At 64.2% G+C, this 21,325-nt stretch carries 20 protein-coding genes and 1 other RNA gene; 5 read left to right on the forward strand and 16 right to left on the reverse strand.

Annotated elements, in window-relative coordinates; all coding sequences use genetic code 11:
• Positions 1 to 41: 41 nt before the first annotated feature.
• Positions 42 to 992, forward strand: a complete 951-nt coding sequence (locus L2I41_RS15485; protein WP_237154477.1) for an ABC transporter substrate-binding protein — start codon at positions 42 to 44, stop codon at positions 990 to 992.
• Here L2I41_RS15485 and L2I41_RS15490 read toward each other — a convergent pair.
• From L2I41_RS15490 to L2I41_RS15500, 3 genes are all read right to left on the reverse strand, one after another.
• Positions 962 to 1,594 (reverse strand): peroxiredoxin-like family protein, encoded by a 633-nt coding sequence (locus L2I41_RS15490; protein ID WP_237154478.1) that lies wholly within the window; start codon positions 1,592 to 1,594, stop codon positions 962 to 964. The genes L2I41_RS15485 and L2I41_RS15490 overlap by 31 nt on opposite strands.
• A gap of 294 nt (positions 1,595 to 1,888) precedes the next feature.
• Complete coding sequence (rpoH, locus tag L2I41_RS15495) at positions 1,889 to 2,788, reverse strand: RNA polymerase sigma factor RpoH (RefSeq protein WP_237154479.1); 900 nt, start codon at positions 2,786 to 2,788, stop codon at positions 1,889 to 1,891.
• A 124-nt stretch (positions 2,789 to 2,912) separates the two neighbouring features.
• Positions 2,913 to 3,941, reverse strand: coding sequence for an RluA family pseudouridine synthase (locus L2I41_RS15500; RefSeq protein ID WP_390634301.1), 1,029 nt, complete (start codon positions 3,939 to 3,941; stop codon positions 2,913 to 2,915).
• Positions 3,942 to 4,054: 113 nt separating this feature from the next.
• Between L2I41_RS15500 and L2I41_RS15505 the strand changes: the two genes are divergently transcribed.
• Complete coding sequence (locus tag L2I41_RS15505; protein ID WP_237154481.1) at positions 4,055 to 4,411, forward strand: hypothetical protein; 357 nt, start codon at positions 4,055 to 4,057, stop codon at positions 4,409 to 4,411.
• Positions 4,412 to 4,450: 39 nt separating this feature from the next.
• On the opposite strand, the gene L2I41_RS21555 is transcribed toward L2I41_RS15505, so the two are convergent.
• The gene (locus L2I41_RS21555) at positions 4,451 to 6,310 is read right to left on the reverse strand and encodes a hypothetical protein (protein WP_304610561.1); all 1,860 of its coding nucleotides are present in this window, start codon (positions 6,308 to 6,310) and stop codon (positions 4,451 to 4,453) included.
• A 191-nt stretch (positions 6,311 to 6,501) separates the two neighbouring features.
• Positions 6,502 to 7,797: an adenylosuccinate synthase gene (locus L2I41_RS15515; protein ID WP_237154482.1), complete on the reverse strand. Its 1,296-nt coding sequence runs from the start codon at positions 7,795 to 7,797 to the stop codon at positions 6,502 to 6,504.
• Between the two features lie 329 nt (positions 7,798 to 8,126).
• Here L2I41_RS15515 and L2I41_RS15520 point away from each other — a divergent pair, with 329 nt between their 5' ends.
• A complete protein-coding gene (locus tag L2I41_RS15520; protein ID WP_237154483.1) occupies positions 8,127 to 9,032 on the forward strand; it encodes a DMT family transporter in 906 nt (301 codons plus the stop codon).
• 70 nt (positions 9,033 to 9,102) lie between these two features.
• Here the strand turns inward: L2I41_RS15520 and serA are convergent, their stop codons facing one another.
• The 11 genes from serA to L2I41_RS15575 all read right to left on the reverse strand — a co-directional run bounded on the left by serA (position 9,103) and on the right by L2I41_RS15575 (position 18,782).
• The gene (gene serA / locus L2I41_RS15525) at positions 9,103 to 10,689 is read right to left on the reverse strand and encodes a phosphoglycerate dehydrogenase (protein WP_237154484.1); all 1,587 of its coding nucleotides are present in this window, start codon (positions 10,687 to 10,689) and stop codon (positions 9,103 to 9,105) included.
• Between the two features lie 204 nt (positions 10,690 to 10,893).
• Positions 10,894 to 12,066, reverse strand: coding sequence for a phosphoserine transaminase (locus L2I41_RS15530; protein WP_237154485.1), 1,173 nt, complete (start codon positions 12,064 to 12,066; stop codon positions 10,894 to 10,896).
• 190 nt (positions 12,067 to 12,256) lie between these two features.
• Positions 12,257 to 13,081, reverse strand: coding sequence for an outer membrane protein (locus tag L2I41_RS15535; protein ID WP_237154486.1), 825 nt, complete (start codon positions 13,079 to 13,081; stop codon positions 12,257 to 12,259).
• Between the two features lie 234 nt (positions 13,082 to 13,315).
• Complete coding sequence (gene glmM / locus L2I41_RS15540) at positions 13,316 to 14,662, reverse strand: phosphoglucosamine mutase (RefSeq protein WP_237154487.1); 1,347 nt, start codon at positions 14,660 to 14,662, stop codon at positions 13,316 to 13,318.
• A gap of 183 nt (positions 14,663 to 14,845) precedes the next feature.
• Positions 14,846 to 15,595 carry a YebC/PmpR family DNA-binding transcriptional regulator gene (locus L2I41_RS15545; protein WP_237154500.1) on the reverse strand — a complete coding sequence of 250 codons (750 nt, stop codon included), beginning with the start codon at positions 15,593 to 15,595 and terminating at the stop codon, positions 14,846 to 14,848.
• Positions 15,596 to 15,753: 158 nt separating this feature from the next.
• On the reverse strand, positions 15,754 to 16,572 hold the full coding sequence (locus L2I41_RS15550) for a TIGR00282 family metallophosphoesterase (RefSeq protein ID WP_237154488.1): 819 nt from the start codon (positions 16,570 to 16,572) through the stop codon (positions 15,754 to 15,756).
• Between the two features lie 136 nt (positions 16,573 to 16,708).
• Complete coding sequence (locus L2I41_RS15555; RefSeq protein ID WP_237154489.1) at positions 16,709 to 17,272, reverse strand: 5-formyltetrahydrofolate cyclo-ligase; 564 nt, start codon at positions 17,270 to 17,272, stop codon at positions 16,709 to 16,711.
• A gap of 60 nt (positions 17,273 to 17,332) precedes the next feature.
• Positions 17,333 to 17,491, reverse strand: a non-coding RNA gene (gene ssrS, locus L2I41_RS15560) — 6S RNA.
• Between the two features lie 126 nt (positions 17,492 to 17,617).
• Positions 17,618 to 17,836 carry a hypothetical protein gene (locus L2I41_RS15565; RefSeq protein WP_237154490.1) on the reverse strand — a complete coding sequence of 73 codons (219 nt, stop codon included), beginning with the start codon at positions 17,834 to 17,836 and terminating at the stop codon, positions 17,618 to 17,620.
• 292 nt (positions 17,837 to 18,128) lie between these two features.
• Positions 18,129 to 18,494, reverse strand: a complete 366-nt coding sequence (locus tag L2I41_RS15570; RefSeq protein WP_237154492.1) for a cell division protein ZapA — start codon at positions 18,492 to 18,494, stop codon at positions 18,129 to 18,131.
• Between the two features lie 6 nt (positions 18,495 to 18,500).
• On the reverse strand, positions 18,501 to 18,782 hold the full coding sequence (locus tag L2I41_RS15575) for a DUF4164 domain-containing protein (protein WP_237154493.1): 282 nt from the start codon (positions 18,780 to 18,782) through the stop codon (positions 18,501 to 18,503).
• A 326-nt stretch (positions 18,783 to 19,108) separates the two neighbouring features.
• On the opposite strand from L2I41_RS15575, the gene tkt reads away from it, so the two are divergent.
• Both tkt and L2I41_RS15585 read left to right on the forward strand, forming a co-directional pair.
• Entirely contained in the window at positions 19,109 to 21,094 is a 1,986-nt protein-coding gene (gene tkt / locus L2I41_RS15580; protein WP_237154494.1) for a transketolase, read from the forward strand.
• A 62-nt stretch (positions 21,095 to 21,156) separates the two neighbouring features.
• A partial coding sequence (locus L2I41_RS15585; RefSeq protein WP_237151916.1) for a glyceraldehyde 3-phosphate dehydrogenase NAD-binding domain-containing protein occupies positions 21,157 to 21,325 on the forward strand: 169 nt, incomplete at its 3' end.

Raw genomic sequence — 21,325 nt, forward strand, 5'->3', positions numbered from 1 at the left:
AGAACACAAAGACACCCGATATGAACTTAGGAAGGAAGCCCATGAAATTCCTGCGCAGTCTCGTCTGTGCCGCCGGTCTGATGATCGCGGCGACCGATGCCTTCGCCGCTGACAAGTTGACCGTGCTGCTCGACTGGTTCGTCAATCCCGACCATGCGCCGCTGGTGATCGCCAGGGAGGGGGGCTATTTCGCCGCCCATGGGCTCGACGTCGATCTGGTGGCTCCTGCCGACCCGTCGGCGCCGCCACGGCTGGTGGCGGCCGGGCAGGCCGAGATCGCCCTGCATTACCAGCCGAGCCTGACGCTGGATGTGGAGGCAGGGCTGCCGCTGGTGCGCTTCGGCGCGCTGATCGAGACGCCGCTCAACACGCTGATCGTGCTGAAGGACGGGCCGGTGAAGCAGCTTTCCGACCTCAAGGGCAAGAAGATCGGCTATTCGGTGTCTGGCTTTGAGGACGCTATGCTTGGGCAGTTCCTCAAGAAGGCCAATCTGAGCCTATCGGACGTGGAGCTGGTGAACGTCAATTTCGCGCTGTCGTCGTCGCTGCTGGCGGGGCAGGTGGATGCGGTGATCGGCGGCTATCGCAACTTCGAGCTCAATCAGATGAAGATCGAAGGGCACGAGGGGCGGGCTTTCTTCCCCGAAGAGAATGGCGTGCCGGCCTATGACGAGCTCACCTACGTGACCAACAAGGCGCTGATCGGCGACAAGCGGCTGCCGGCCTTCCTGCAGGCGGTGGAAGAGGCGACGCTGTTTCTCACCAACCACCCCGATGACGCCTGGGCCATGTTCGTGAAGGCCTACCCTGACCTCAATGACGACCTCAACCGCAGGGCCTGGGTGGATACCCTGCCGCGCTTTGCCAAGACGCCGGGGGCGCTGCAGGCGGACCGCTATACGCGCTTTGCGCAGTTCATGAAGGACGCAGGGCTGATCAAATCCGTGCCGGTCACCGACACTTACGCGGTGGAGCTGCGCAGCTCGGAGTGAGCTTCCGCCTGACACAGGCAGTCTTCCTCGACGGCGCGGGGTGCAGCGGGTGCTCCCGTGCCGTCATAGGTGCCACGCGGCTCCATGCCGGTGGTGATGACATATTCGAGGCCGCGCAACAGGTCCTCAAGGCGCGGTCTGCCCACGGGCATGGTCTGGACGATGCCGGAGAAGAGCGTCCCATCGGGGCGGACCAGGAACATGGCCGGCTCGACGAAAAAATCTGGCTCGATGATGCCGCGGGCGTTCATGCCAAGGCCCTTGCTGACGTAGAGGCCCCATTGGCGCGCCTGATCAAGCGTCAGGCCGTAGCAGACGGTGAGTTTGTCGATACCCCATTCCTCGACCATCAACTCCGCGCGTTCCTTGGTATCGGTGGATACAGCGAGGACGCGGACGCCGAGCTTATGAAAATCGTCGTAACGGGACTCCATTTCCTGCAGCTGTTCCTTGCAGAAGCGGCAGTGATAGCCGCGGTAGAACAGCACGAGAGTGAAGTGCTTTGGCTTCTGGTCACAGAGGCGCCAGCAGGGACCACCAACGGTTCCCATCCGCAGGGGCGGTACCATCTTGGACGGCTGAAGGCGGGCAAAGGGTTCCATTTACGTGACGCTCTTTTACTGCCAGACTAGAAGGATCCGCCGGCTTTGACTCCACCGGCTGGCTACGACCTCTATGTGACCCTTATCTGATCACAGATAAAGAAACACTGTCATCACGATTTGCTGAAAACCAATGCTTGTTCATCTGTCGTTCCGTCAAAAAACTGCCGGACTGCACAACTCTGGGTGCATGAGCGGCAAGAGAAAACATTATCATAAATATCATAAAACCGGCACAGGAAAACACCTGAGCCGGTTTTGCGCTTGATCACGGGTGGTTGCCGAACAATCCGGTCATTCGACGTCGATGGTCCGCGGCAGGTTTTGCCCCTTGGCCATGGCCTGGACGGCGTCCTGCACCTTCTCGAAAGCGCGGACCTCGATCTGGCGCACGCGCTCGCGGCTGACACCGAACTCGGCCGAAAGATCTTCGAGCGTCACGGGATCCTCGGCGAGGCGGCGGGCTTCGAAGATGCGGCGCTCACGCTCGTTGAGCACATTCATGGCCTTGCGGAGCATGGACCGGCGCTGGTCGAGCTCCTCGGTCTCGGCCATGACCGTTTCCTGATTGTCGCGGTCATCGACCAGCCAATCCTGCCACTCACCGCCTTCGCTGTCGGCGCGCAGGGGCGAATTGAGCGACGCGTCGCCGGAGAGGCGACGGTTCATGGAGACCACGTCGTCCTGAGTGACGCCGAGCTTGGTGGCGATGGCCTCGATCTGGTCGGGCTTCAGGTCGCCGTCGCCCAGCGCCTGCAACTGGCTCTTGGCCTTGCGCAGGTTGAAGAACAGGCGCTTCTGATTGGCGGTGGTGCCCATCTTGACGAGCGACCAGGAGCGCAGGATGTATTCCTGGATGGCGGCCTTGATCCACCACATGGCATAGGTGGCGAGCCGGAAGCCCTTCTCGGGCTCGAAGCGCTTGACGGCCTGCATCAGGCCGACGTTGCCTTCCGAGATCACCTCGCCGATGGGCAGGCCATAGCCACGGTAGCCCATGGCGATCTTGGCAACCAGGCGAAGATGGGATGTGACGAGCTTGTGCGCCGCGTCCCTGTCGCCATAGTCGGTGTAACGCTTGGCCAGCATGTATTCTTCCTGCGGCTCAAGCATCGGGAAGCGACGGATTTCGTCGAGATAGCGGCTGAGACCGCCCTCTCCGGCGGCGATCATCGGTAAAGTCGCACGGGCCATATAGCACCCCCCCTTGAATGCTGCCGGTTCCATCTTGGACCCCGGCTCGACGGTTCAGCGCCTACCTGTGAGCACGTCGAACCGCCTATATAGGTAGCCTCAGGAGGATTTCAGCGGCGTGATGTCAACTTTGCAGCTCGCCAAAAGCCTCGATCAGCTTTTCCATATCTTGCGGCAGCTCACTCTCGAAGCGCAAGAGCTCCCCGGTCACAGGATGCTCGAAGGCTATCAAGAAGGCGTGAAGCGCCTGGCGCGGAAAAGCACGGACGTCGCTGGCCAGGGGTTCGGGCAGCTTGTTTGCCTTGGTGAGGAAGTGGCGGCCGTAGTCTTGATCACCGACCAGCGGATGACCGGCGGCGGCCATGTGGACGCGGATCTGATGGGTGCGGCCGGTCTCGAGGCGGCATTCCACCAGCGAGGCGACGGCGGCGCGACCCGACTGCGGGGGGAAGCGCTCGGCGACTTCGTAGTGGGTGATGGCTTCCTTGCCGGAGTGCTTGAGGATGGCGATCTTGGTGCGATCGGTCTGCGATCGGCCGAGCGGGGCGTCGATGGTGCCGCGGAAGGGCTCGGGGCTGCCCCAGACGAGCGCGAGATAGGCCCGTTCGAGTGCGCCGGTGCGCCCGTGGTCGGCAAACTGCGCGGCCAGGCCCGCGTGCGCCTTGTCGGTCTTGGCGGCAACCATCAGGCCGGTGGTGTCCTTGTCGAGCCGGTGGACGATGCCGGGGCGCTTGACGCCGCCGATGCCGGACAGACTGTCGCCGCAGTGATGGATCAGAGCGTTGACGAGCGTGCCGGTCCAGTTGCCGGCAGCGGGATGCACCACGAGCCCGGCGGGCTTGTTGATGACGATGAGGTGGTCGTCTTCGTAGACGACGTCGAGCGGGATGTCCTCGCCTTGCGGCTCGGCCGGCTCGGCGGGCGGCACGCGCACTTCGAGGCGGGCCGGGCCAGCGATCTTGCGCGAGGCGTCGGTGACGGGCTGGCCATCGAGGCAGACATTGCCGCTTTCCACCAGGACCTTGAGGCGCGAGCGGCTGATGTCGGGAAAGGCGTCTGCCAGCGCCTTGTCGAGCCGGGTCTTCGGCGCGTCGGCGGGGAAGTCGGCGGTCAGGGTTTCGAGGGCGTCGTCCTCGACCTCGATGTCGTCCATTTCCGTCTGGTCGGCGCCTGTCATGGTCTCATCTCCACACCGGCGTCGACAAACCGCGCCAATTTCGATACATCGCCACGGGTTAGCCCACATAAGGCAAGGAACGCAAGATCATGGCAGATCCGATGGACACCGATCGCGACGAAGCGCCGCTCGATCCGACGCTGGAACGCGTTCAGGCCCGGCTGAAGCGGATGATGATGATTGCCATGGGAACGCTGGGCATCGGCGTGCTGGCGGTGTTCGTCGCCATCCTGTTCCGGGTATCCAAGATGGGCGGTCCGTCGGTGCCCACCGGCGAAGCGTGGAAGTCGGTGATCGAGATTGCCACCAAGGGCGACATCGTCGCCACCAATGTCAGCGGCGACCAGGTGGCCGTGACCGTGGTGGGGCCGGAGGGCCGGGTCATCGAGGTCTACAACCTGCCTACGGGCAAGCTGATCGGCAAGTCGGTTCTGATCGGCAAGTGAGACGGTCGATCCGGGGAAAGCCCGGACCGACCGGGAATGTCACTGTCCCCAGGCCTTGAAGGCGTCGGCGAAGACCTTGTCGCCCGGCGTGCCCTTCTCGAAGGTGAGGATGGCACGGCGGCGGTTGCCGTAGCGGATCGGAATGTCGATCCATTCGCGATCCTTCATCAGCGCGACGTTGCGGCTGATGTCCTGATCGAGGCCCGAGAGAGCGAGCCAGTAGATGTTGTCGGAGACCTTGGCGACGGCGCCGATGACCGGATCGCCGCGCGCGTCTTCGGTCTGCTTGGCGATCATGCCGGGGGTCATGTCGATGCTGCGTCCGGGGAAGGACGTGGGAATGTCGAAGTTCAGCTCGACGATATGGCTGGCCGGCAGGGCCTGATCGTCGTTCTTGTGGATCGACAGCTTCAGCTTCAACTTGAGATCGGGCACCTCGATCTGGGCGCGGATCTGCGTGACGGGCTTTTCGCCTGGCAGCGGCGGCTCGTTGACGAGGCTCCACACCACCTGACCGTCCAGCTTGGAGCCGGGCGAGCCGGGGATGGGCTCTTCATAGAGTATGGCCTTCTGAGCCACCTGAATGCCCTGGCTGGCGTCGGCGGTGGCCGGTGCGGGCACGGCAGGGGCCGGTTCGGCGGCGGTCGCCGGTGGCGGTTCGGTGCTGGCGACCGGCGCGGGTGTCTCCGTGGCCGGCTGTGGCGCAAGCGCCGTGGCATCGGGCGCCGTCTGCGTCAGGCTGGGCGCCGTGGTGACTGCTGTCGGAGCCGGCGTGACTGCTGCGGGTGCCGGTGCAACGGGTGCTGCGGCCTGTCCGCCTGCGGGCGGCGGCGGCAGGTCCGGGTCAACTGTTGTCGGCGGCGCCACTGCGACCGTCTGAACCTCATGCGCATCCGGCGCGACCGGATTGGCGTCGCCGCCTTCGATCGGCAGGCGGTCGAGGATCTTTGGCTCGCCGCTGTCGGGCTGTGTCGTATCCGTCGTGGCCTGTTCGGTCGGGGTGTCGGTGCTGGCCACGAGCTGCGACAGGCTGTCCTTGAAGATATAGGCGCCGGCGCCGATGGCGGCGAGACCGACTACGACAGCGGCGGCCAGAATCAGGCGGAAGCGGCGCGCGGGGGCCTGGTCCTCGATCGGCCAAGGCATTGCCGGGCCGGCCGAGTCGCGGGACGATATGCTGGGGGCCGGCTGATCGATGCTGACATCGTGAGCGGCGGCGGGCTGGCGCGGACGCGGCTCTTGCCTCTTGGGGATGACGGGTTCACGGGCCGGCGCGCGGGGGGCGGGCCGTGGTGCCTCGGCAAACTCAGGTTCGACCTTGACCGGTGACGGCAAAGGCTCGACGTCTTCCTCGATGGCCTGGCGGGCGCTGCGTACCGCCTGGGCGGATGCCTCGCCGAGCGTATCGGCCTGACGCAAGGTCTTGGTGAGCGCGCTGAGGCCGGCACCGACCTTGGCGTCGGTCATGTCCTCGGCAACCCGGGCAGACGCCGGGCGTGGCGCTTCCGTGGGCGCGGCGCGCGTCGGCAATGGCGGCGTTGCGACCTTCACCTCGACGGGAGGACGCGGCGCTGACGACTGCGACGTCGGCAAGGGCTGATGTGCCGGCATGGGAGCCGGTTCGGGCGGCGGCAGAGGGGCTTGCGCGACTGGAGCCGGGACAGGTTCTGGCGCAAGGCCAAACGCAGCCTCGGCGTTCTCTGCCTCCACCCTGCGGATGCACTCTTCCAGCGCCATGCGCTGGTCGCTGATTTCGGCAGGCGATAGGGGCGGATTGTAGGAATTGAGCTGCCGGACCAGCGCAGCCCGGGCCTTTTCATAGACCGCACGGCGCGCGTCGCCTGCGCCGGACGGCAGCGAAGAGATCGCACGCTTCAATACGGGATAGTAATCGGCCATGAACCGCTTCTCTCGCCTTCAACCTCTGCACACCGGCTGTCGCTTGAAAGCATCCGGTGCGTCCTGCCTGATTGTTCCGGGTGTGCCAGCGCGCTTGCCGCAGGGGCAAACAGGCACACTCACACCCGAGAGTAGGACCACAAACGGGCAAAGACACGGCAAAGCCCGTCAATGGTCCTACGAATCAGGTCTTAATCCTCAAAAGGATCCTGGACAAGGATGGTATCGAGCCGATCCGGGCTCGTCGAGAGCATGGCGACGGGTGCGCCGATCAGTTCCTCGACGTAACGCACATATTTCACGGCCTGGGCAGGCAGATCGGCCCAGGAGCGGGCCCCGGCGGTGGAGTCCTTCCAGCCTTCGAGGCTTTCATAGATCGGCTTGACCTTGGCCTGGGCGTCCTGGCTGGCGGGCAGATAGTCGATGACCTTGCCGTCGAGCTCGTAGCCGACGCAGACCTTGATCTCGTCGAGGCCGTCGAGCACGTCGAGCTTGGTGAGCGCGATGCCGTTAATGCCGGTGGTCTTCACCGTCTGGCGTACCAGTACGGCGTCGAACCAGCCACAGCGGCGCTTGCGGCCGGTGACGGTGCCGAACTCATGGCCACGGGTGCCGAGGAAGTCGCCGACCTCATCGAAGAGCTCGGTGGGGAAGGGGCCTTCACCGACGCGGGTGGTATAGGCCTTGGTGATGCCGAGCACGTAGTTGAGAGCGCCCGGGCCCATGCCGGAGCCGGCAGCGGCCTGTCCGGCGTGGGTGTGCGAGGAGGTGACGTAAGGATAGGTGCCGTGGTCGTTGTCGAGCAGCACGCCCTGCGCGCCCTCGAACAGGATGCGGGCGCCGGCGCGGCGCTTCTCGTCCAGCAGACGCCAGCTGACGTCCATGTAGGGCAGGATGAAATCGGCGACGCCCATGACTTCGTCATAGATGGTCTGCGGCGCGATTTCCGGCTGGCCGAGGCCACGGCGCAGCGGATTGTGATGGGCGAGCAGGCGCTCGATGCGGTTCATCAGCGTGGCGGGATTGGCCAGGTCCATCAGGCGGATCGCCCGACGGCCGACCTTGTCCTCGTAGGCAGGGCCAATGCCGCGCTTGGTGGTGCCGATCTTGGTGCCGGCAGCGGCGTTGTTCTCGCGCAGCTCGTCGAGTTCCTGATGCAGCGACAGGATGAGGCTGGCATTCTCGGCGATGCGCAGATTGACGGGGCTGATCTCGATGCCCTGTTCGCGGATCTTGGTGACTTCCTTGACGAAGGCACGCGGGTCAACAACGACGCCGTTGCCGATCACCGACAGCTTGCCGGGGCGCACGACGCCGGAGGGAAGCAGCGACAGCTTGTAGGAGACGCCATCGATCACCAGCGTATGGCCGGCATTGTGGCCGCCCTGGAAGCGCACAATCACGTCGGCACGCTCCGAAAGCCAATCGACGATCTTGCCCTTGCCCTCATCGCCCCACTGGGAGCCGACCACTACCACGTTTGCCATCGACGTCAGGTCCTGTTGCTTGCTTTCCGACCCATTCCCGGCGACGGCCTCTTGCGAGGATGCCGACACACGGAAAGCCCCGATGCGGGTTGCACCGGGGCTTGCCGGACTATATCGCCCCGCGCCGGGCAATCCAAGCTTTGCAGGCAAATTTCCCCGCAAGAACCTTGATTGATTTTCAACGCAAATTTGCGACAGGGCCATGCAGGGGCTGCAAGGCAGCTGGCCGGTGCCGGGCGCGGGGCAGAGAACGGGCGGTGCCTGGTGAATTTTGATCGCGGCAAAGGGAGCCTTCGTGTTAGGGCAGGGGCTCTTCGTGGAGTTGTTTCGTGCCGAAATCGAGCCTCTGGGCGCGCTTCTACGCCCAACCTTATGTTCTCCTCAGCCTGTCGACGCTGTTCTGGGCGGGCAATGTGATCGCCAGCCGGCTGGCGCTCGGGCAGGTATCGCCCATGGCGCTGACCACCTTCCGCTGGGGGGGCGTGCTGGTGCTGCTCGGGCTGTTTGCCCGGCAAAGCCTTCGCCGCGACGCGGCGGTGCTGAAGGCGCATGCCGGCTATATCCTGCTGATGGGCGCACTCGGCTTCACCTTCTTCAATGCCTTCTACTATGTGGCGGCCCATTTCACGTCGGCGGTGAACATCGGCATCATCCAGGGAGCGCTGCCCGGGCTGGTGTTCGTCTTCGCCTATCTAATGGCTGGCAGTCGGGCCCGTGTCGGGCAGGTGCTGGGAATGACGGCGACCTTGCTCGGCGTCGCGGTCATCGCCATCAAGGGAGATCTTGCGACCATCGCCACGCTGAGCTTCAACCTCGGCGATCTGCTGATGCTCGGGGCCTGCGTCGTCTATGCAATCTACACCGTGCTGCTGCCGCGCCGGCCGAAGGTGGGCGGGCTCAGCTTTTTCAGCGGTTTGGCGGTGGCTGCCTTCCTGACGTCGCTGCCCTTTCTCGCCGGTGAAATCGCCTATGGTCAGTTCGAGTGGCCGACACTGACGGGCTGGGGGCTGGTCGCCTATTGCGCCGTGTTTCCCTCGGTGGTCAGCCAGATCTTCTTCATGCGTGGCGTGGAGCTGGTGGGGCCGGGGCGTGCGGGCGTGTTCATCAACCTGATCCCGGTGTTCGCCTCCATCATGGCTGTGGTGATCTTGCGCGAGGATTTTCACGCCTTCCACGCGGTGGCCTTGGCGCTGGTGATGGGCGGAATCGTCTGGGCAGAGCGCTCGAAGCGATAGCTGTTTTGCCCATAAAGAAACGGCGCGTCCGAGAACGCGCCGTCAAGGTCATCCTTTGGGGTCAAGGATTTCAGAACTGCAGGGCCTTGGCCTGGCGCACCGCAGGGATCTTGGTGATGGCATCAAGCACCGTGGCCGGCACGGGGCCGTCGACCTCGACGAGGCAGATGGCATCCGAACCCTGCTCGAGACGGCCGAGGGCGAAGGTGGCGATATTGACGCCGGCGTCGCCCAGGAGGCTGGCGAACTTGCCGATGAAGCCCGGCTTGTCCTCGTTGGTCACGTAGATCATGTTCGGGGCGAACTCGGCATCCATCTTGATGCCCTTGATCTCGACGATGCGCGGGTGACCATCGGCGAAGACGGTGCCGGCGATCGAGCGCTCCTGCTTGTCGGTGATGACGACGAGACGGACGAGGCTCTCGTAGTTCTCGGCTTCCTCATTGCGCACTTCGGAAACGTGCAGACCGCGTTCCTTGGCCATGATCGGGGCCGACACCATGTTGACCGACTGCAGCAGCGGGCGGAGCACGCCGGTGAGCGCGGCGGCGGTGAGCGCGCGGGTGTTCATGGAGGCGACTTCGCCTTCATATTCGATGCGCACACCCTTGAGGTCGGTGTCGGTCAGCTGGCCGGCGAAGGAGCCGAGCAGCTCGGCGAGCTTGACGAAGGGGGTGAGGCGCGGGGCTTCCTCGGCGCTGATGGAAGGCATGTTGAGCGCGTTGGAGACGGCGCCCTTCATCAGATAGTCCGACATCTGCTCGGCCACCTGCAGGGCGACGTTTTCCTGGGCTTCCGTGGTGGAGGCGCCGAGATGCGGGGTGCAGACCACCTTGGGATGGCCGAACAGCGGGTGCTCGGTGGCGGGCTCGGTCTCGAACACGTCGAGGGCGGCGCCGGCCACGTGGCCCGAATCGAGGGCTGCCTTGAGGTCGGCCTCGACGATCAGACCGCCGCGGGCGCAGTTGATGATGCGCACACCCTTCTTCATCTTCAGGATGGCGGAGATGTCGATGATATTGCGCGTCTTTTCAGTGAGCGGCACGTGCAGCGTGATGAAATCGGCGCGACGGAAGAGATCGTCCAGCTCGACCTTTTCGACGCCGATCTCGACGGCGCGCTCGGGCGACAGGAAGGGGTCATAAGCGATGACGCGCATCTTCAGGCCGACGGCGCGGTCCGCGACGATGGAGCCGATGTTGCCGCAGCCGATGACACCGAGCACCTTGGAGGTGAGCTCGACGCCCATGAAGCGGTTCTTCTCCCACTTGCCGGCATGCGTGGAGGCATTGGCTTCCGGCAGCTCGCGGGCCAGCGCGAACATCATGGCGATGGCATGCTCGGCGGTGGTGATGGAGTTGCCGAAGGGCGTGTTCATCACGATGATGCCGCGAGCGGTGGCGGCGGGCACGTCCACATTGTCGACGCCGATGCCGGCGCGGCCGATCACCTTGAGATTGGTGGCGGCGGCGAGCAGCTTCTCGGTGGCCTTGGTGGCCGAGCGGATGGCGAGGCCGTCATAATTTCCAATGATTTCAAGGAGCTTGTCCTTGTCCTTGCCCAGACTCGGCTGATAGTCGACTTCGACGCCGCGATCCTTGAAGATCTGCACGGCGGTGGGGGAAAGCTGGTCGGAAATGAGAACACGCGGGGCCATGGTGGGTCTCCTGGGGCGTAGGATAGGCTGTGTGACGTCGCTTGCCGCGCTGATTGCCGCCCCGTCATGAGGCGGGCGAGATCAGGAGGCTGGCGTCGGTAAGTGGGTGATGTCGTCTTGGAACAGGCACGCCCTGCCCCGCAGGCGGGGAGGGAGGGGAGAGGCACGGCGGCGTCTCTCCCGAGGACGTGAAAATTCAGAAGATCAGGCCGACAGGTCGTCGAGAACCTTGGCGAAAGCCCAATCGATCCAGGGCGTCAGCGCCTTGAGATCGGCCGCTTCGACCGTGGCGCCGCACCAGATGCGCAGGCCCGGAGGGGCATCGCGATAGGAGGCGATGTCGAAGGCGACGCCTTCCTTTTCCAGAAGCGCGGTCAAGGCCTTGACGAAAGCCTGCTGTCCGGCGTCATCAAGGGCGGCCACCTTCGGATGGGTGAAGGTGAGGCAGACCGAGGTGTTGGAACGGGTAGCCGGGTCCTTGGCGAGGAAGTCGACATAGTCGGTCTTCTCGACCCAGTCGGCGAGCACCTTGGTGTTGGCATCGGCGCGGGCGATCAGGCCCTTGAGGCCACCGACGGTGCCAGCCCAGTTGAGGGCGTCGAGATAGTCTTCGACGGCGATCATCGACGGGGTGTTGATGGTCTCGCCCTTGAAGATGCCTTCGATCAGCTTGCCGCCGGAGGTGAGGCGGAATATCTTGGGCAGCGGCCAGGCCGGCTTGTAATGCTCGAGACGGTCGACGGCGCGCGGGCTGAGGATCAGCATGCCATGAGCGGCTTCACCGCCGAGGACCTTCTGCCAGGAGAAGGTGACAACGTCGAGCTTGTCCCAGGCCAGTTCCTGAGCGAAGGCGGCCGAAGTCGCGTCGCAGATGGTAAGGCCTTCGCGGTCGGCGGGGATGAAGTTGCCGTTGGGGACGCGGACGCCAGAGGTGGTGCCGTTCCAGGTGAAGACGACGTCATGGTCGAAGTTGACCTGAGACAGGTCGGCGATCTTGCCGTAGCCGGCTTCGATGACGCGGGCGTCCTTCAGCTTCAGCTGCTTGACGACGTCGGTAACCCAGCCGGAGCCGAAGGACTCCCAGGCCAGCATGTCGACCGGGCGCTGACCGAGCAGCGACCAAAGGGCCATCTCGACGGCGCCGGTGTCGGAAGCCGGAACGATGCCGATGCGGTAATTGGCGGGAATTTCGAGGATCTTGCGCGTCAGCTCAATCGCATCCGAGAGCTTGGTCTTGCCGATCTTCGCGCGATGGGAACGACCGACTGCCGCTCCCTTGAGGGCCTCGACGGTCCAACCTGGGCGCTTGGCGCAGGGGCCGGAGGAGAAATGTGCAGTAACCGGCTTCACGGCCGGAGCGGCAACAGTCGCAGTCATGTAACTATCCTTTCAGATAGGTGCCCCCCGGTGGGGAGGGGTGTCCCGCCGTCGTGACTATAGATTTCGCCGATCACCGTCAAGCTGGAAAAAGCAAAAAGGCGAGGCCCGGAGGTCTCGCCTTTGGTCTAAAACAGGGCGTGAATGCAACGGTCAGGACACGGTTTCGTCGCCCATGTCGCAGTGGTCGTCACTTGATGGTGTAGCGCACGCCGAGACGGACTTCGTGGGCGTCGATGTTGTCGTACTTCAGACGGGCGGAATGGGGATTGTCAGTGACGCCGTCTTCGATCACGCCCGACTGCGCGTCGCCGAGGTTGAGATAACGATAGCCGAGATCCAGCGAGAGCTGGTCGGTCAGGGCGTAGGACACGCCGGCCATGAGCGCCCAGGCGAAGTTCGTCTTGCCGGCGCCGGGATACTTGACTCCCGGATTGGAGTCGGACTGGATGCCGGAGGTTTCCAGGTAAGAGATACCCGCACCGGCACCGATGTAGGGCGTAAAGCCGTTCATGTGGGCGAGGTCGGCATAGACGTTGGCGAGGGCTGACCACGAGGTGATCTTGGCCGATTCGATCGAGTAGCCCAAGTTATTGGAACCGTTGGGGGCACCGTCTGGGCAGCCGCCTGGGCAGTAGAGATTGCCGTCGAACTTGGCTGGTGTCTCATAGTCGAGCGTCACGTCGGCGCGGAGATAGTCGTTGAACTGGTAACCGGCACCAATGCCGACGTCGAAGGCGCCGCGAAGGCCTTCATCCCACATGGCCGTGTGGCCGACGAAGGTGTCATTGCCGAATTGCGGGTTCGAAATCGAAGCCTTGGGGGCATTGTAATACTTGTAGCCGATGTCGCCGCGCAGGTACCAGCCGCCGGTGGACGTCAGCGGCATGGGTTCGGGGGCTTCGATGACCGGCGGATCGTAGGGCATGTCGGCCGCATGCACAGCGAATGTGCCGGCCGAAATTCCGAGGAAGGAAAGCCCGGCGAGGCAGGCAATCCGGAAATTCGTGCGCATGGTGTCATCCCTTCTGGATGCGTGCGGCCGCGGACAAAGCAGGCACGCACGCTCAACAACGCTTCGGGATTCACAATAGGGCAGGAGAGTTAATCGCCGCTTAACCACGTATATTAACCGTGACATGCAGCATCGGAATCTTCATCCGTGAAATGAGCTGAAAAAACAAAGCCCTGCGCATTGTGCCATGCGCAGGGCTTCCGAAGTAAGGCTAATGGCCAGAAGACGATGTCGTCAGGCCGCAACGCGGGAGATTGCGGAGACGATATCGCCAACAACCTCCTTGACCAGGTCGGCGTTGTCGCCTTCGCCCATGACGCGGATCAGCGGCTCGGTGCCGGAGGGGCGGACAAGAATGCGGCCAGCGGTGCCGAGGCGGGCGGTGGCGCTGTCGATGGCAGCGCGCACCTCGTCCATTTCCAGGGGCTTGCCGCCGGCAAAGCGCACGTTGCGGAGGATCTGCGGCACCGGATCGAAGCGGTGGCAGATCTCGCTGACCGGGCGGCCGAGCCGCTTGACGACCGAGAGCACCTGCAGGGCGGCGACCAGGCCGTCGCCGGTGGTGGCGTAGTCGCTGAGCACGATGTGGCCGGACTGCTCGCCGCCGACATTGTAGCCACCGGAACGCATGGCCTCGACCACGTAGCGGTCACCGACCTTTGTGCGAATCAGCTCAAGGCCGAGGCTACCGAGGTAGCGCTCGAGGCCCAGATTGGACATGACGGTCGCGACGATGCCGGGCTTCGACAGGCGACCATCCTCGGCAAAGGAGGCGGCGACGACGGCCATCAGCTGATCGCCATCGACGACATTGCCCTTCTCGTCGATCAGGATGACACGGTCGGCGTCGCCATCGAGGGCAATGCCGATGTCGGCGCGGGTCTCGCGCACCTTGTCGATGACGGCAGCAAGGCTGGTGGAGCCGCAGTCGTGGTTGATGTTGAGGCCGTTGGGCTCGACGCCGAGCGTGATCACTTCGGCGCCCAGCTCCCACAGCACTTCGGGAGCCACCTTGTAGGCGGCACCGTTGGCGCAATCGACGACGACCCTCAGGCCCTCGAAGCCGAAGTTGCGCGTGACCGTACGCTTGGCGAATTCCACATAGCGGGCGCGTTCGCCGTCGACGCGCTTGGCGCGGCCGAGGTCGGCGGGGGCGGCGAGTCGACCGGAGAGGTCGCTCTCCAGCATGGTTTCGATTTCGAGCTCGACCTCGTCGCTGAGCTTGTAGCCGTCGGGACCGAACAGCTTGATGCCGTTGTCGGCAAAGGGATTGTGCGAAGCCGAGATCATCACGCCAAGATCGGCGCGCAGGGAGCGGGTCAGCATGGCAACAGCGGGCGTCGGCACCGGCCCGGTCAGGAACACGTCGACACCCACGGCGGTGAAGCCGGCGGTGAGGGCCGGTTCGATCATGTAGCCGGACAGGCGCGTGTCCTTGCCAATGACTACCCGATGGCGATGGTTGCCGCGGCGGAAGGCGAGGCCGGCGGCCATGCCCACCTTGAGGGCCACGTCCGGGGTGATCGGCCAAGCATTGGCGGTGCCGCGGATGCCGTCGGTGCCGAAGAACTTGCGAGCCATAGGTCTGTCCGTTGTGTGAAAGTGTCGTTGGTGGGCTTTTAAGCCCGAGATTGTGGCAGGTTTAGCCAGCAATATGGTTAATGAGGCATCAAAAAATATTTTGAAATGTTACGGATGCCCGGAACACAAAGGGCGGCTGCCGGTGTCCCGGCCGCCGCCCCAAACTGGCATTTCCTTGGAAGATCAGGCAGCCGACAGCTTGGCCATGACTTCGTCGGAGACTTCCATGTTGGTGTAGACGTTCTGCACGTCGTCGTCGTCTTCGAGGAAATCGATCATCTTCATCAGGCTCTGGGCCTTCTCGAGATCGAGCGGCGACGTGGTCTTGGGCTTCCAGATCGACTTGATCGAAGCGGCCGCACCGAGCGAGGCTTCGAGAGCCTTGGACACTTCGCCCAGGGACTCGAAGGCGCAGGTGATGACGTGGCTTTCCTCGTCGCTTTCGCAATCGTCAGCGCCGGCCTCGATGGCGGCTTCGAGGATGGCGTCGGCGGAGCCGGCCGAGGCAGGGTAGGTGATCTCGCCCAGGCGATCGAACATGAAGCCGACCGAACCGGTTTCGCCGAGTGCGCCACCGGCCTTTGTGAAGACCGAGCGAACGACCGAGGCAGTGCGGTTGCGGTTGTCGGTCAGAGCCTCGACGATGACGGCGGTGCCACCGGGGCCATAGCCCTCGTAACGGACCTCGTCATAGTTCTCCGTATCCGCACCGGCGGCCTTCTTGATCGCACGCTCGACGTTGTCCTTGGGCAGGTTCTCGGCGCGGGCGTTGAGGATGGCAAGGCGAAGGCGGGCGTTCATGGCCGGATCGGCGCCGCCGATCTTGGCCGCCACGGTGATTTCACGGGCGAGCTTGGCGAAAACCTTCGAACGCTTGGCGTCCTGCGCACCCTTGCGGTGCATGATATTCTTGAACTGCGAATGACCGGCCATGTGCCTCTCCAACAGGCCGAGCGGGACGGGCGCAGGCATGCGCGCCATCCGCTGAACTCGGCGCAAAATCTCGAATGGCGCGCCTTATAGGCGTTTGCCGGGGAAAAATCCAGCATTGCCGCGGAGGAAAGTGGGACGCGTCCCACAAAGTGCTCGTCTTACCAGAAGGTCGGCAGCGCTTCGCTCAGTCGGCCACCGAGGCGGACCGGGCCGACGGCCTCGGCAAGCCCCGTCCGGTCGGACACTTCGACGGCGACGCCGCAGAGCGTCGGCTCGCCGAGGGCCGGCTGGAAGCGGGCCGTCGGGATCTTGCGCAGGAAGCGGTTGACGGGCTCTTCCTTGTCCATGCCGAGCACGCTGTCATAGTCGCCGGTCATGCCGGCGTCGGAAAGATAGGCGGTGCCGCCGCTGAGGATCTGGTGATCGGCGGTGGGGACGTGCGTGTGGGTGCCGACCACGAGCGAAGCGCGGCCGTCGACATAATGACCCATGGCCTGCTTTTCGGAGGTGGCCTCGGCGTGGAAGTCGATGACGACGGCGTCGGCGACTTCGCCGAGCGGGCATGCAGCAAGTTCACGCTCGACGGCGGCAAAGGGATCGTCGAGGGCGTCCATATAGACGCGGCCCATGGCGTTCATCACCAGGACGCGCGCGCCATTGCGCGCGATGGCGACGGTGGCGCCGCGGCCGGGCGTGCCGGCGGGGAAGTTGGCGGGGCGCAGCAGGCGCGGCTGGCGTTCGATGAAGACGAGGGCTTCACGCTGGTCCCAGGCGTGGTTGCCCGTGGTGACGACGTCGGCGCCAGCGTCGAGAAAGTCCTGGCAGATCTCCTCGGTGATGCCGAAGCCGCCGGCGGCGTTCTCGCCGTTGACCACCACGAAATCCAGCCGGTAGTCCTTGATGAGACCCGGCAGAATGTCGGAAATGGCATTGCGCCCGGAACGGCCGACCACATCTCCCACGAACAACAGGCGCATTGCCGACCTTTCCTCTTGTGCCGCCGCGCAGATGAGGGGCTCATCGCACGGCTGATCTTGTCGAGCTTCTCATTTGCCTGGTGCAACGAGAAACTCGCAAACAGAATACCACGCGCCTTTGCAAGGCACGCCGGTATCACGCGGGGCTGACGACGTCCCGCTCGGTGATGACCATGTGAAGCCGCACATCGTGGGGCTCGATGGGAACCTCTTCCACTGACTGAACCGAGAATGCAACCCCGATCAGGCGCGGAAAGCGGCCATTTTGGTGGTATCCGGCGATGGTGAGGTCGTAGAAGGCCTTGCCGTAACCAATCCGGCCGCAGGAGCGATCGAAGGCCGAGAGAGGGACGAGCATCACATCGGGCAAAACTTCCGCAGCCTCGGGGCCGGGGCCATAGGTGCCGAAGCCGAGCGGCACAAGATCGGCACCGGGCGTCCAGACCCGGAAGACGAGGTCGGGCTTGCGCATGATCGGCAGGCCGATCGCGTGGCCGCGGGCGGATAGGGCGGTGATGGTCGGCCGGAGGTCGACTTCGCTGCGGATCGGCAGGAAGGCGGAGACGACGGCGCCTGGGGCGAGATCGAGGGCGAGGATGCGTTCGGCGATCGCCGCGCTTGCGGCTATGCGCTCGGCCTCGGGCAGGGCATCGCGGCGCGACAGGGCCTCGGCGCGCAGGTGCGCCTTGAGCGCAGCCATTTCATGTGAGGGGGGAAGGGCAGACGACAGGCCGGCCTCCCGGCAAGGCAAGAAGAATGTGTGGCGTCCACGAACGACCGTCGGAATGCTGATCCCGGGAAACCTACAATGTAGGTGGGCGCCGTGTGCCCGAGCCCACGAGCTCAGGCGGGGACAGCTCCCTTAAGGATCAGTAAGGCCCCGGGGATATGTGTTTCCTAACGAGAAGCGCAGAAACGCCACGAGGCCAATATAGGGATTCCCCTGGGGCAAGGGAAGGGAAAAGGGAGAATCCTTGTCTGGAAAAGCAAAACGGGCGCCCCGCGATCCGGAAGCGCCCGTCTAGAACTTGCAGAAAGCGGAGACTTACCAGCCGGCCGTCAGGATGACGATGGTGGTCAGCGCCGTGAAGGTGGCGCCCAGCGCGTAGATGATGACCGCAGCATAGCCGAACACGAAGCCGGCGGCGACGACGGCAGCGAACAGGGCCAGCATCAGGAAGATCATCAGACCGGCGCTGATTTCCTTGGTGGCAGGCTCGGAAGCAACGATCTCGGGGGAAAACGAAGCGGCAACGTCGGACATGGAAGGTCTCCGGAAACTTGACAAGAGCCTCATATGAAATTGTACCGAATGTAGCAATACGCATCTCGCTGCGGCAGTTCTGCGCTTTTTGCATGCTGAAGGGCGTGCATCAGCGCCTTTCGCGGAGGGCGAGATGATCGGCCGGAGCGGCGCGCTCCGCGCAAGCGACTGAATCGCAAAGGCAATGTGGAGTTCAGCTTCCACCATCCTGACGGAGCGCGGGGATGGCGGTTGACCGCTGCGGCATTTTGCACTGCAACGAATTGCTAACCGCGAAAGCAGGCAAGCCGGCTCAATTGCCCGGCTCGACCATGCGTTCGGCAATGACCTCGATGCGAGCGGCGGCCTGCTCGACGCGTGCGGCGAGGCGGCCTTCGATCTCCGCCTGACGGTCCAGGAGGCTGTCGCGGGTTTCGCGCAGGCTGCGGACTTCCGCCTCAAGGCCCTTCATGCGGCGCTCGTTTTCGGCGAGGCTGTCGAGCACGGTGATGGCGCTCATGACGGTCAGGCGCTGGTCGCCGATCTCGCCGAAGACGCCGCGAATGTCGTTGATGATCGAATCGAGCCGATGGGCGAGGCCGAACAGATGCTCTTCCTGGCCGTCGTCGCAGGCCATGCGATAGGTCTTGCCGGCAATGGTGACGGTGACTTGTGCCATGGCCCCTCAGCCCCCGTGCGTGTCGAGAACGGTGCGGATGGACTCCATGGCCGCCACCAGGCGGCGCGACACCTCGCGGTTGGCGTCTTCCAGGCGACCGGCGCGCGCCATGGCGTCGTCCAGGTCGCCGGCGAGGCGAGAGCGGTCCTCGCCGAGGCGGAACAGTTCGTCTTCCAGGCCAGAAATGGTGCGTTCACCGGCCAGTCGACGCTCGACGGCCAGCTCAAGGCGCCCGATCGCCTGATCCAGCTTGGCAAGCGCTGCGTCCAATGACGCCGTTCCGGCCATGAACAACCTCCACCGCCCGAAACGCAGGGCGCGCCACATGCCTCTCCGGTCCGCCACGAACCGCATCTTCGCTCTGGTTGCCATATTCAAATCGGCGTGACAACTGGGACGAGGACAATTTGCCGAAATCAGGGCGTTATCCAATTAAATCGTACTGTTGGGCGGTCGGAATACCCCGCATGTCATTGACAGGATTCCAAGCACTGCTATTGATCTGCCGCTCTTGGAGGAGACTCCCAACGGCTCGCGATGGTTGCCGGAAAGTCGCGATAACAGTGCCCGATCAAAAGCAACGGATTCCGGCCCGAACCTGTCAGGAATCGAAGATGACAGCACCTCAACGCTACAAGAACATGGCCAATGCCATCCGCGCGCTCGCGATGGACGGCGTCGAAAAGGCCAAATCCGGTCACCCCGGCATGCCCATGGGCTGCGCCGACATCGCCACCGTTCTGTACGGCGACGTGCTGAAGTTTGACGCCACCACTCCGGCCTGGCCCGACCGCGACCGCTTCATCCTGTCGGCTGGTCACGGTTCGATGCTGCTCTATTCGCTGCTGTATCTCACCGGCGTCGAGGAAATGACCATCGACGACCTGAAGAGCTTCCGCCAGTGGGGTTCCAAGTGCGCCGGCCATCCGGAATACGGCTATGCGCCGGGCATCGAGACGACCACCGGTCCGCTCGGCCAGGGCCTTGCGATGTCGGTCGGCTTTGCCATCGCCGAGCGCATGATGAATGCCCGCTTCGGCAATGATCTGGTCGATCACCGCACCTATGCGATCGCCGGCGACGGCTGCATCATGGAAGGCATCAGCCACGAGGCGATCTCGCTGGCCGGCCACCTGAAGCTCAACAAGCTCTGCGTGATCTGGGACGACAACGGCATTTCCATCGACGGTCCGATCTCCGTGTCGGAATCGGGTGACATCCCCGCGCGCTTCCGCGCTGCCGGCTGGAACACCGACGCCGTCGACGGTCATGACCCGGTCGCCATTCTCGCCGCCCTTGAGCGCGCCAAGTCGTCGGACAAGCCGACGCTGATCGCCGCCAAGACCACCATCGGCTTCGGCGCGCCCACCAAGGCCGGCAGCCATGCCGTGCACGGCGCTCCGCTGGGTGCCGAGGAAATCGCCGGCGCCCGCGCCAAGCTCGGCTGGACGGCCGCGCCCTTCGAAGTGCCCGCCGACATCCTCGCCGACTGGCGTGCCGCCGGCAAGCGTGCCGTCAAGGACCGCGAAGCCTGGCTCGCCCGCTACAATGCGACGGACGCCGCCACCCGCGCCGAGTTCGATCGCCGCATCAAGGGCGACCTGCCGCAGACCTTCTTCGACGCGCTGGCCGCCTACAAGGCCAAGCTGGTTGCCGACCTGCCGAAGGTTGCCTCGCGCAAGTCGTCGGAAATGATGCTGGAAGTGGTCAACGCCTCGATCCCGGAAATGGCTGGCGGCTCGGCCGACCTGACGGGCTCGAACCTGACCAAGACCAAGGGCCAGAAATCGATTACAGCCGCCGACTTCTCGGGCAGCTATATCCACTATGGCATCCGCGAGTTCGGCATGGCCGCGGCCATGAACGGCATCGCCCTGCACGGCGGTCTGATCCCCTACGGCGGCACTTTCCTGGTGTTCACCGACTATTGCCGCCCGGCCATGCGCCTGTCGGCTCTGATGCATCAGCGCGTTGTCTACGTCATGACCCATGACTCCATCGGTCTTGGCGAAGATGGCCCGACGCATCAGCCGGTCGAGCATATCCCGACCCTGCGCGCCATCCCGAACATGCTGGTGATCCGCCCGGCCGACGCCTATGAAACGGCCGAAGCCTGGGAACTGGCACTGACCCACAAGTCGGGTCCGACGACGCTGGCGCTGTCGCGTCAGAATCTGCCGGCGGTTCGCAAGGAAGTGACGACGGAGAACTTCGTCGCTAAGGGTGCCTACGAACTTGCTCCGGCGGCCGGAAAGGCAGAAGTATCCATCTTCGCAACCGGTTCGGAAGTCGCCATCGCGCTCGATGCGAAGAAGTTGCTGGACGCCGCCGGTCATCCGACTCGCGTCGTGTCGGTGCCGTGCTTCGAAGCCTTCCGCAAGCAGCCAGACGCCTATCGTGCCGCCGTGCTCGGCGACGCCAAGGTCAAGGTGGGCGTTGAGGCCGCGTTGCGCCTGGGTTGGGACGAGATCATCGGCTCCGACGGCATTTTTGTCGGCATGACCGGGTTCGGCGCCTCCGCCCCCATCGAAGTGCTCTACGAGAAGTTCGGCATCACCGCGGCCAATATCGCCGAGAAGGCAACCGCCAAGCTGAGCTGAAAACGAATTCACAGATCGGGCCGCCGATGAGACGGAAGGCGGCCCCAAATTGGAGAAGAAACATGGCAGTGAAAGTCGCCATCAACGGTTTCGGACGTATCGGCCGCAATGTTCTGCGCGCCATCATCGAGTCCGGCCGTACCGACATTGAAGTCGTCGGCATCAACGATCTCGGCCCGGTCGAGACCAATGCGCACCTGATCCGCTTCGACAGCGTGCACGGCCGCTTCC

It is taken from the genome of Oryzibacter oryziterrae (assembly GCF_021864535.1).
Lineage (GTDB): Bacteria > Pseudomonadota > Alphaproteobacteria > Rhizobiales > Pleomorphomonadaceae > Pleomorphomonas > Pleomorphomonas oryziterrae.

What these genes read in the sequence shown, in the direction of transcription:
- L2I41_RS15530 (WP_237154485.1), bottom strand. Translation starts at nt 12,066, where the DNA reads ATGACTGCGACTGTTGCCGCTCCGGCCGTGAAGCCGGTTACTGCACAT.
- L2I41_RS15575 (WP_237154493.1), bottom strand. Translation starts at nt 18,782, where the DNA reads ATGGCCGGAACGGCGTCATTGGACGCAGCGCTTGCCAAGCTGGATCAG.
- glmM (WP_237154487.1), bottom strand. Translation starts at nt 14,662, where the DNA reads ATGGCTCGCAAGTTCTTCGGCACCGACGGCATCCGCGGCACCGCCAAT.
- L2I41_RS15490 (WP_237154478.1), bottom strand. Translation starts at nt 1,594, where the DNA reads ATGGAACCCTTTGCCCGCCTTCAGCCGTCCAAGATGGTACCGCCCCTG.
- L2I41_RS15570 (WP_237154492.1), bottom strand. Translation starts at nt 18,494, where the DNA reads ATGGCACAAGTCACCGTCACCATTGCCGGCAAGACCTATCGCATGGCC.
- L2I41_RS15555 (WP_237154489.1), bottom strand. Translation starts at nt 17,272, where the DNA reads ATGGCTGCGCTCAAGGCGCACCTGCGCGCCGAGGCCCTGTCGCGCCGC.
- L2I41_RS15535 (WP_237154486.1), bottom strand. Translation starts at nt 13,081, where the DNA reads ATGCGCACGAATTTCCGGATTGCCTGCCTCGCCGGGCTTTCCTTCCTC.
- L2I41_RS15565 (WP_237154490.1), bottom strand. Translation starts at nt 17,836, where the DNA reads ATGTCCGACGTTGCCGCTTCGTTTTCCCCCGAGATCGTTGCTTCCGAG.
- L2I41_RS15505 (WP_237154481.1), top strand. Translation starts at nt 4,055, where the DNA reads ATGGCAGATCCGATGGACACCGATCGCGACGAAGCGCCGCTCGATCCG.
- L2I41_RS15515 (WP_237154482.1), bottom strand. Translation starts at nt 7,797, where the DNA reads ATGGCAAACGTGGTAGTGGTCGGCTCCCAGTGGGGCGATGAGGGCAAG.
- L2I41_RS21555 (WP_304610561.1), bottom strand. Translation starts at nt 6,310, where the DNA reads ATGGCCGATTACTATCCCGTATTGAAGCGTGCGATCTCTTCGCTGCCG.
- tkt (WP_237154494.1), top strand. Translation starts at nt 19,109, where the DNA reads ATGACAGCACCTCAACGCTACAAGAACATGGCCAATGCCATCCGCGCG.
- L2I41_RS15550 (WP_237154488.1), bottom strand. Translation starts at nt 16,572, where the DNA reads ATGCGCCTGTTGTTCGTGGGAGATGTGGTCGGCCGTTCCGGGCGCAAT.
- serA (WP_237154484.1), bottom strand. Translation starts at nt 10,689, where the DNA reads ATGGCCCCGCGTGTTCTCATTTCCGACCAGCTTTCCCCCACCGCCGTG.
- L2I41_RS15485 (WP_237154477.1), top strand. Translation starts at nt 42, where the DNA reads ATGAAATTCCTGCGCAGTCTCGTCTGTGCCGCCGGTCTGATGATCGCG.
- L2I41_RS15500 (WP_390634301.1), bottom strand. Translation starts at nt 3,941, where the DNA reads ATGGACGACATCGAGGTCGAGGACGACGCCCTCGAAACCCTGACCGCC.
- rpoH (WP_237154479.1), bottom strand. Translation starts at nt 2,788, where the DNA reads ATGGCCCGTGCGACTTTACCGATGATCGCCGCCGGAGAGGGCGGTCTC.
- L2I41_RS15545 (WP_237154500.1), bottom strand. Translation starts at nt 15,595, where the DNA reads ATGGCCGGTCATTCGCAGTTCAAGAATATCATGCACCGCAAGGGTGCG.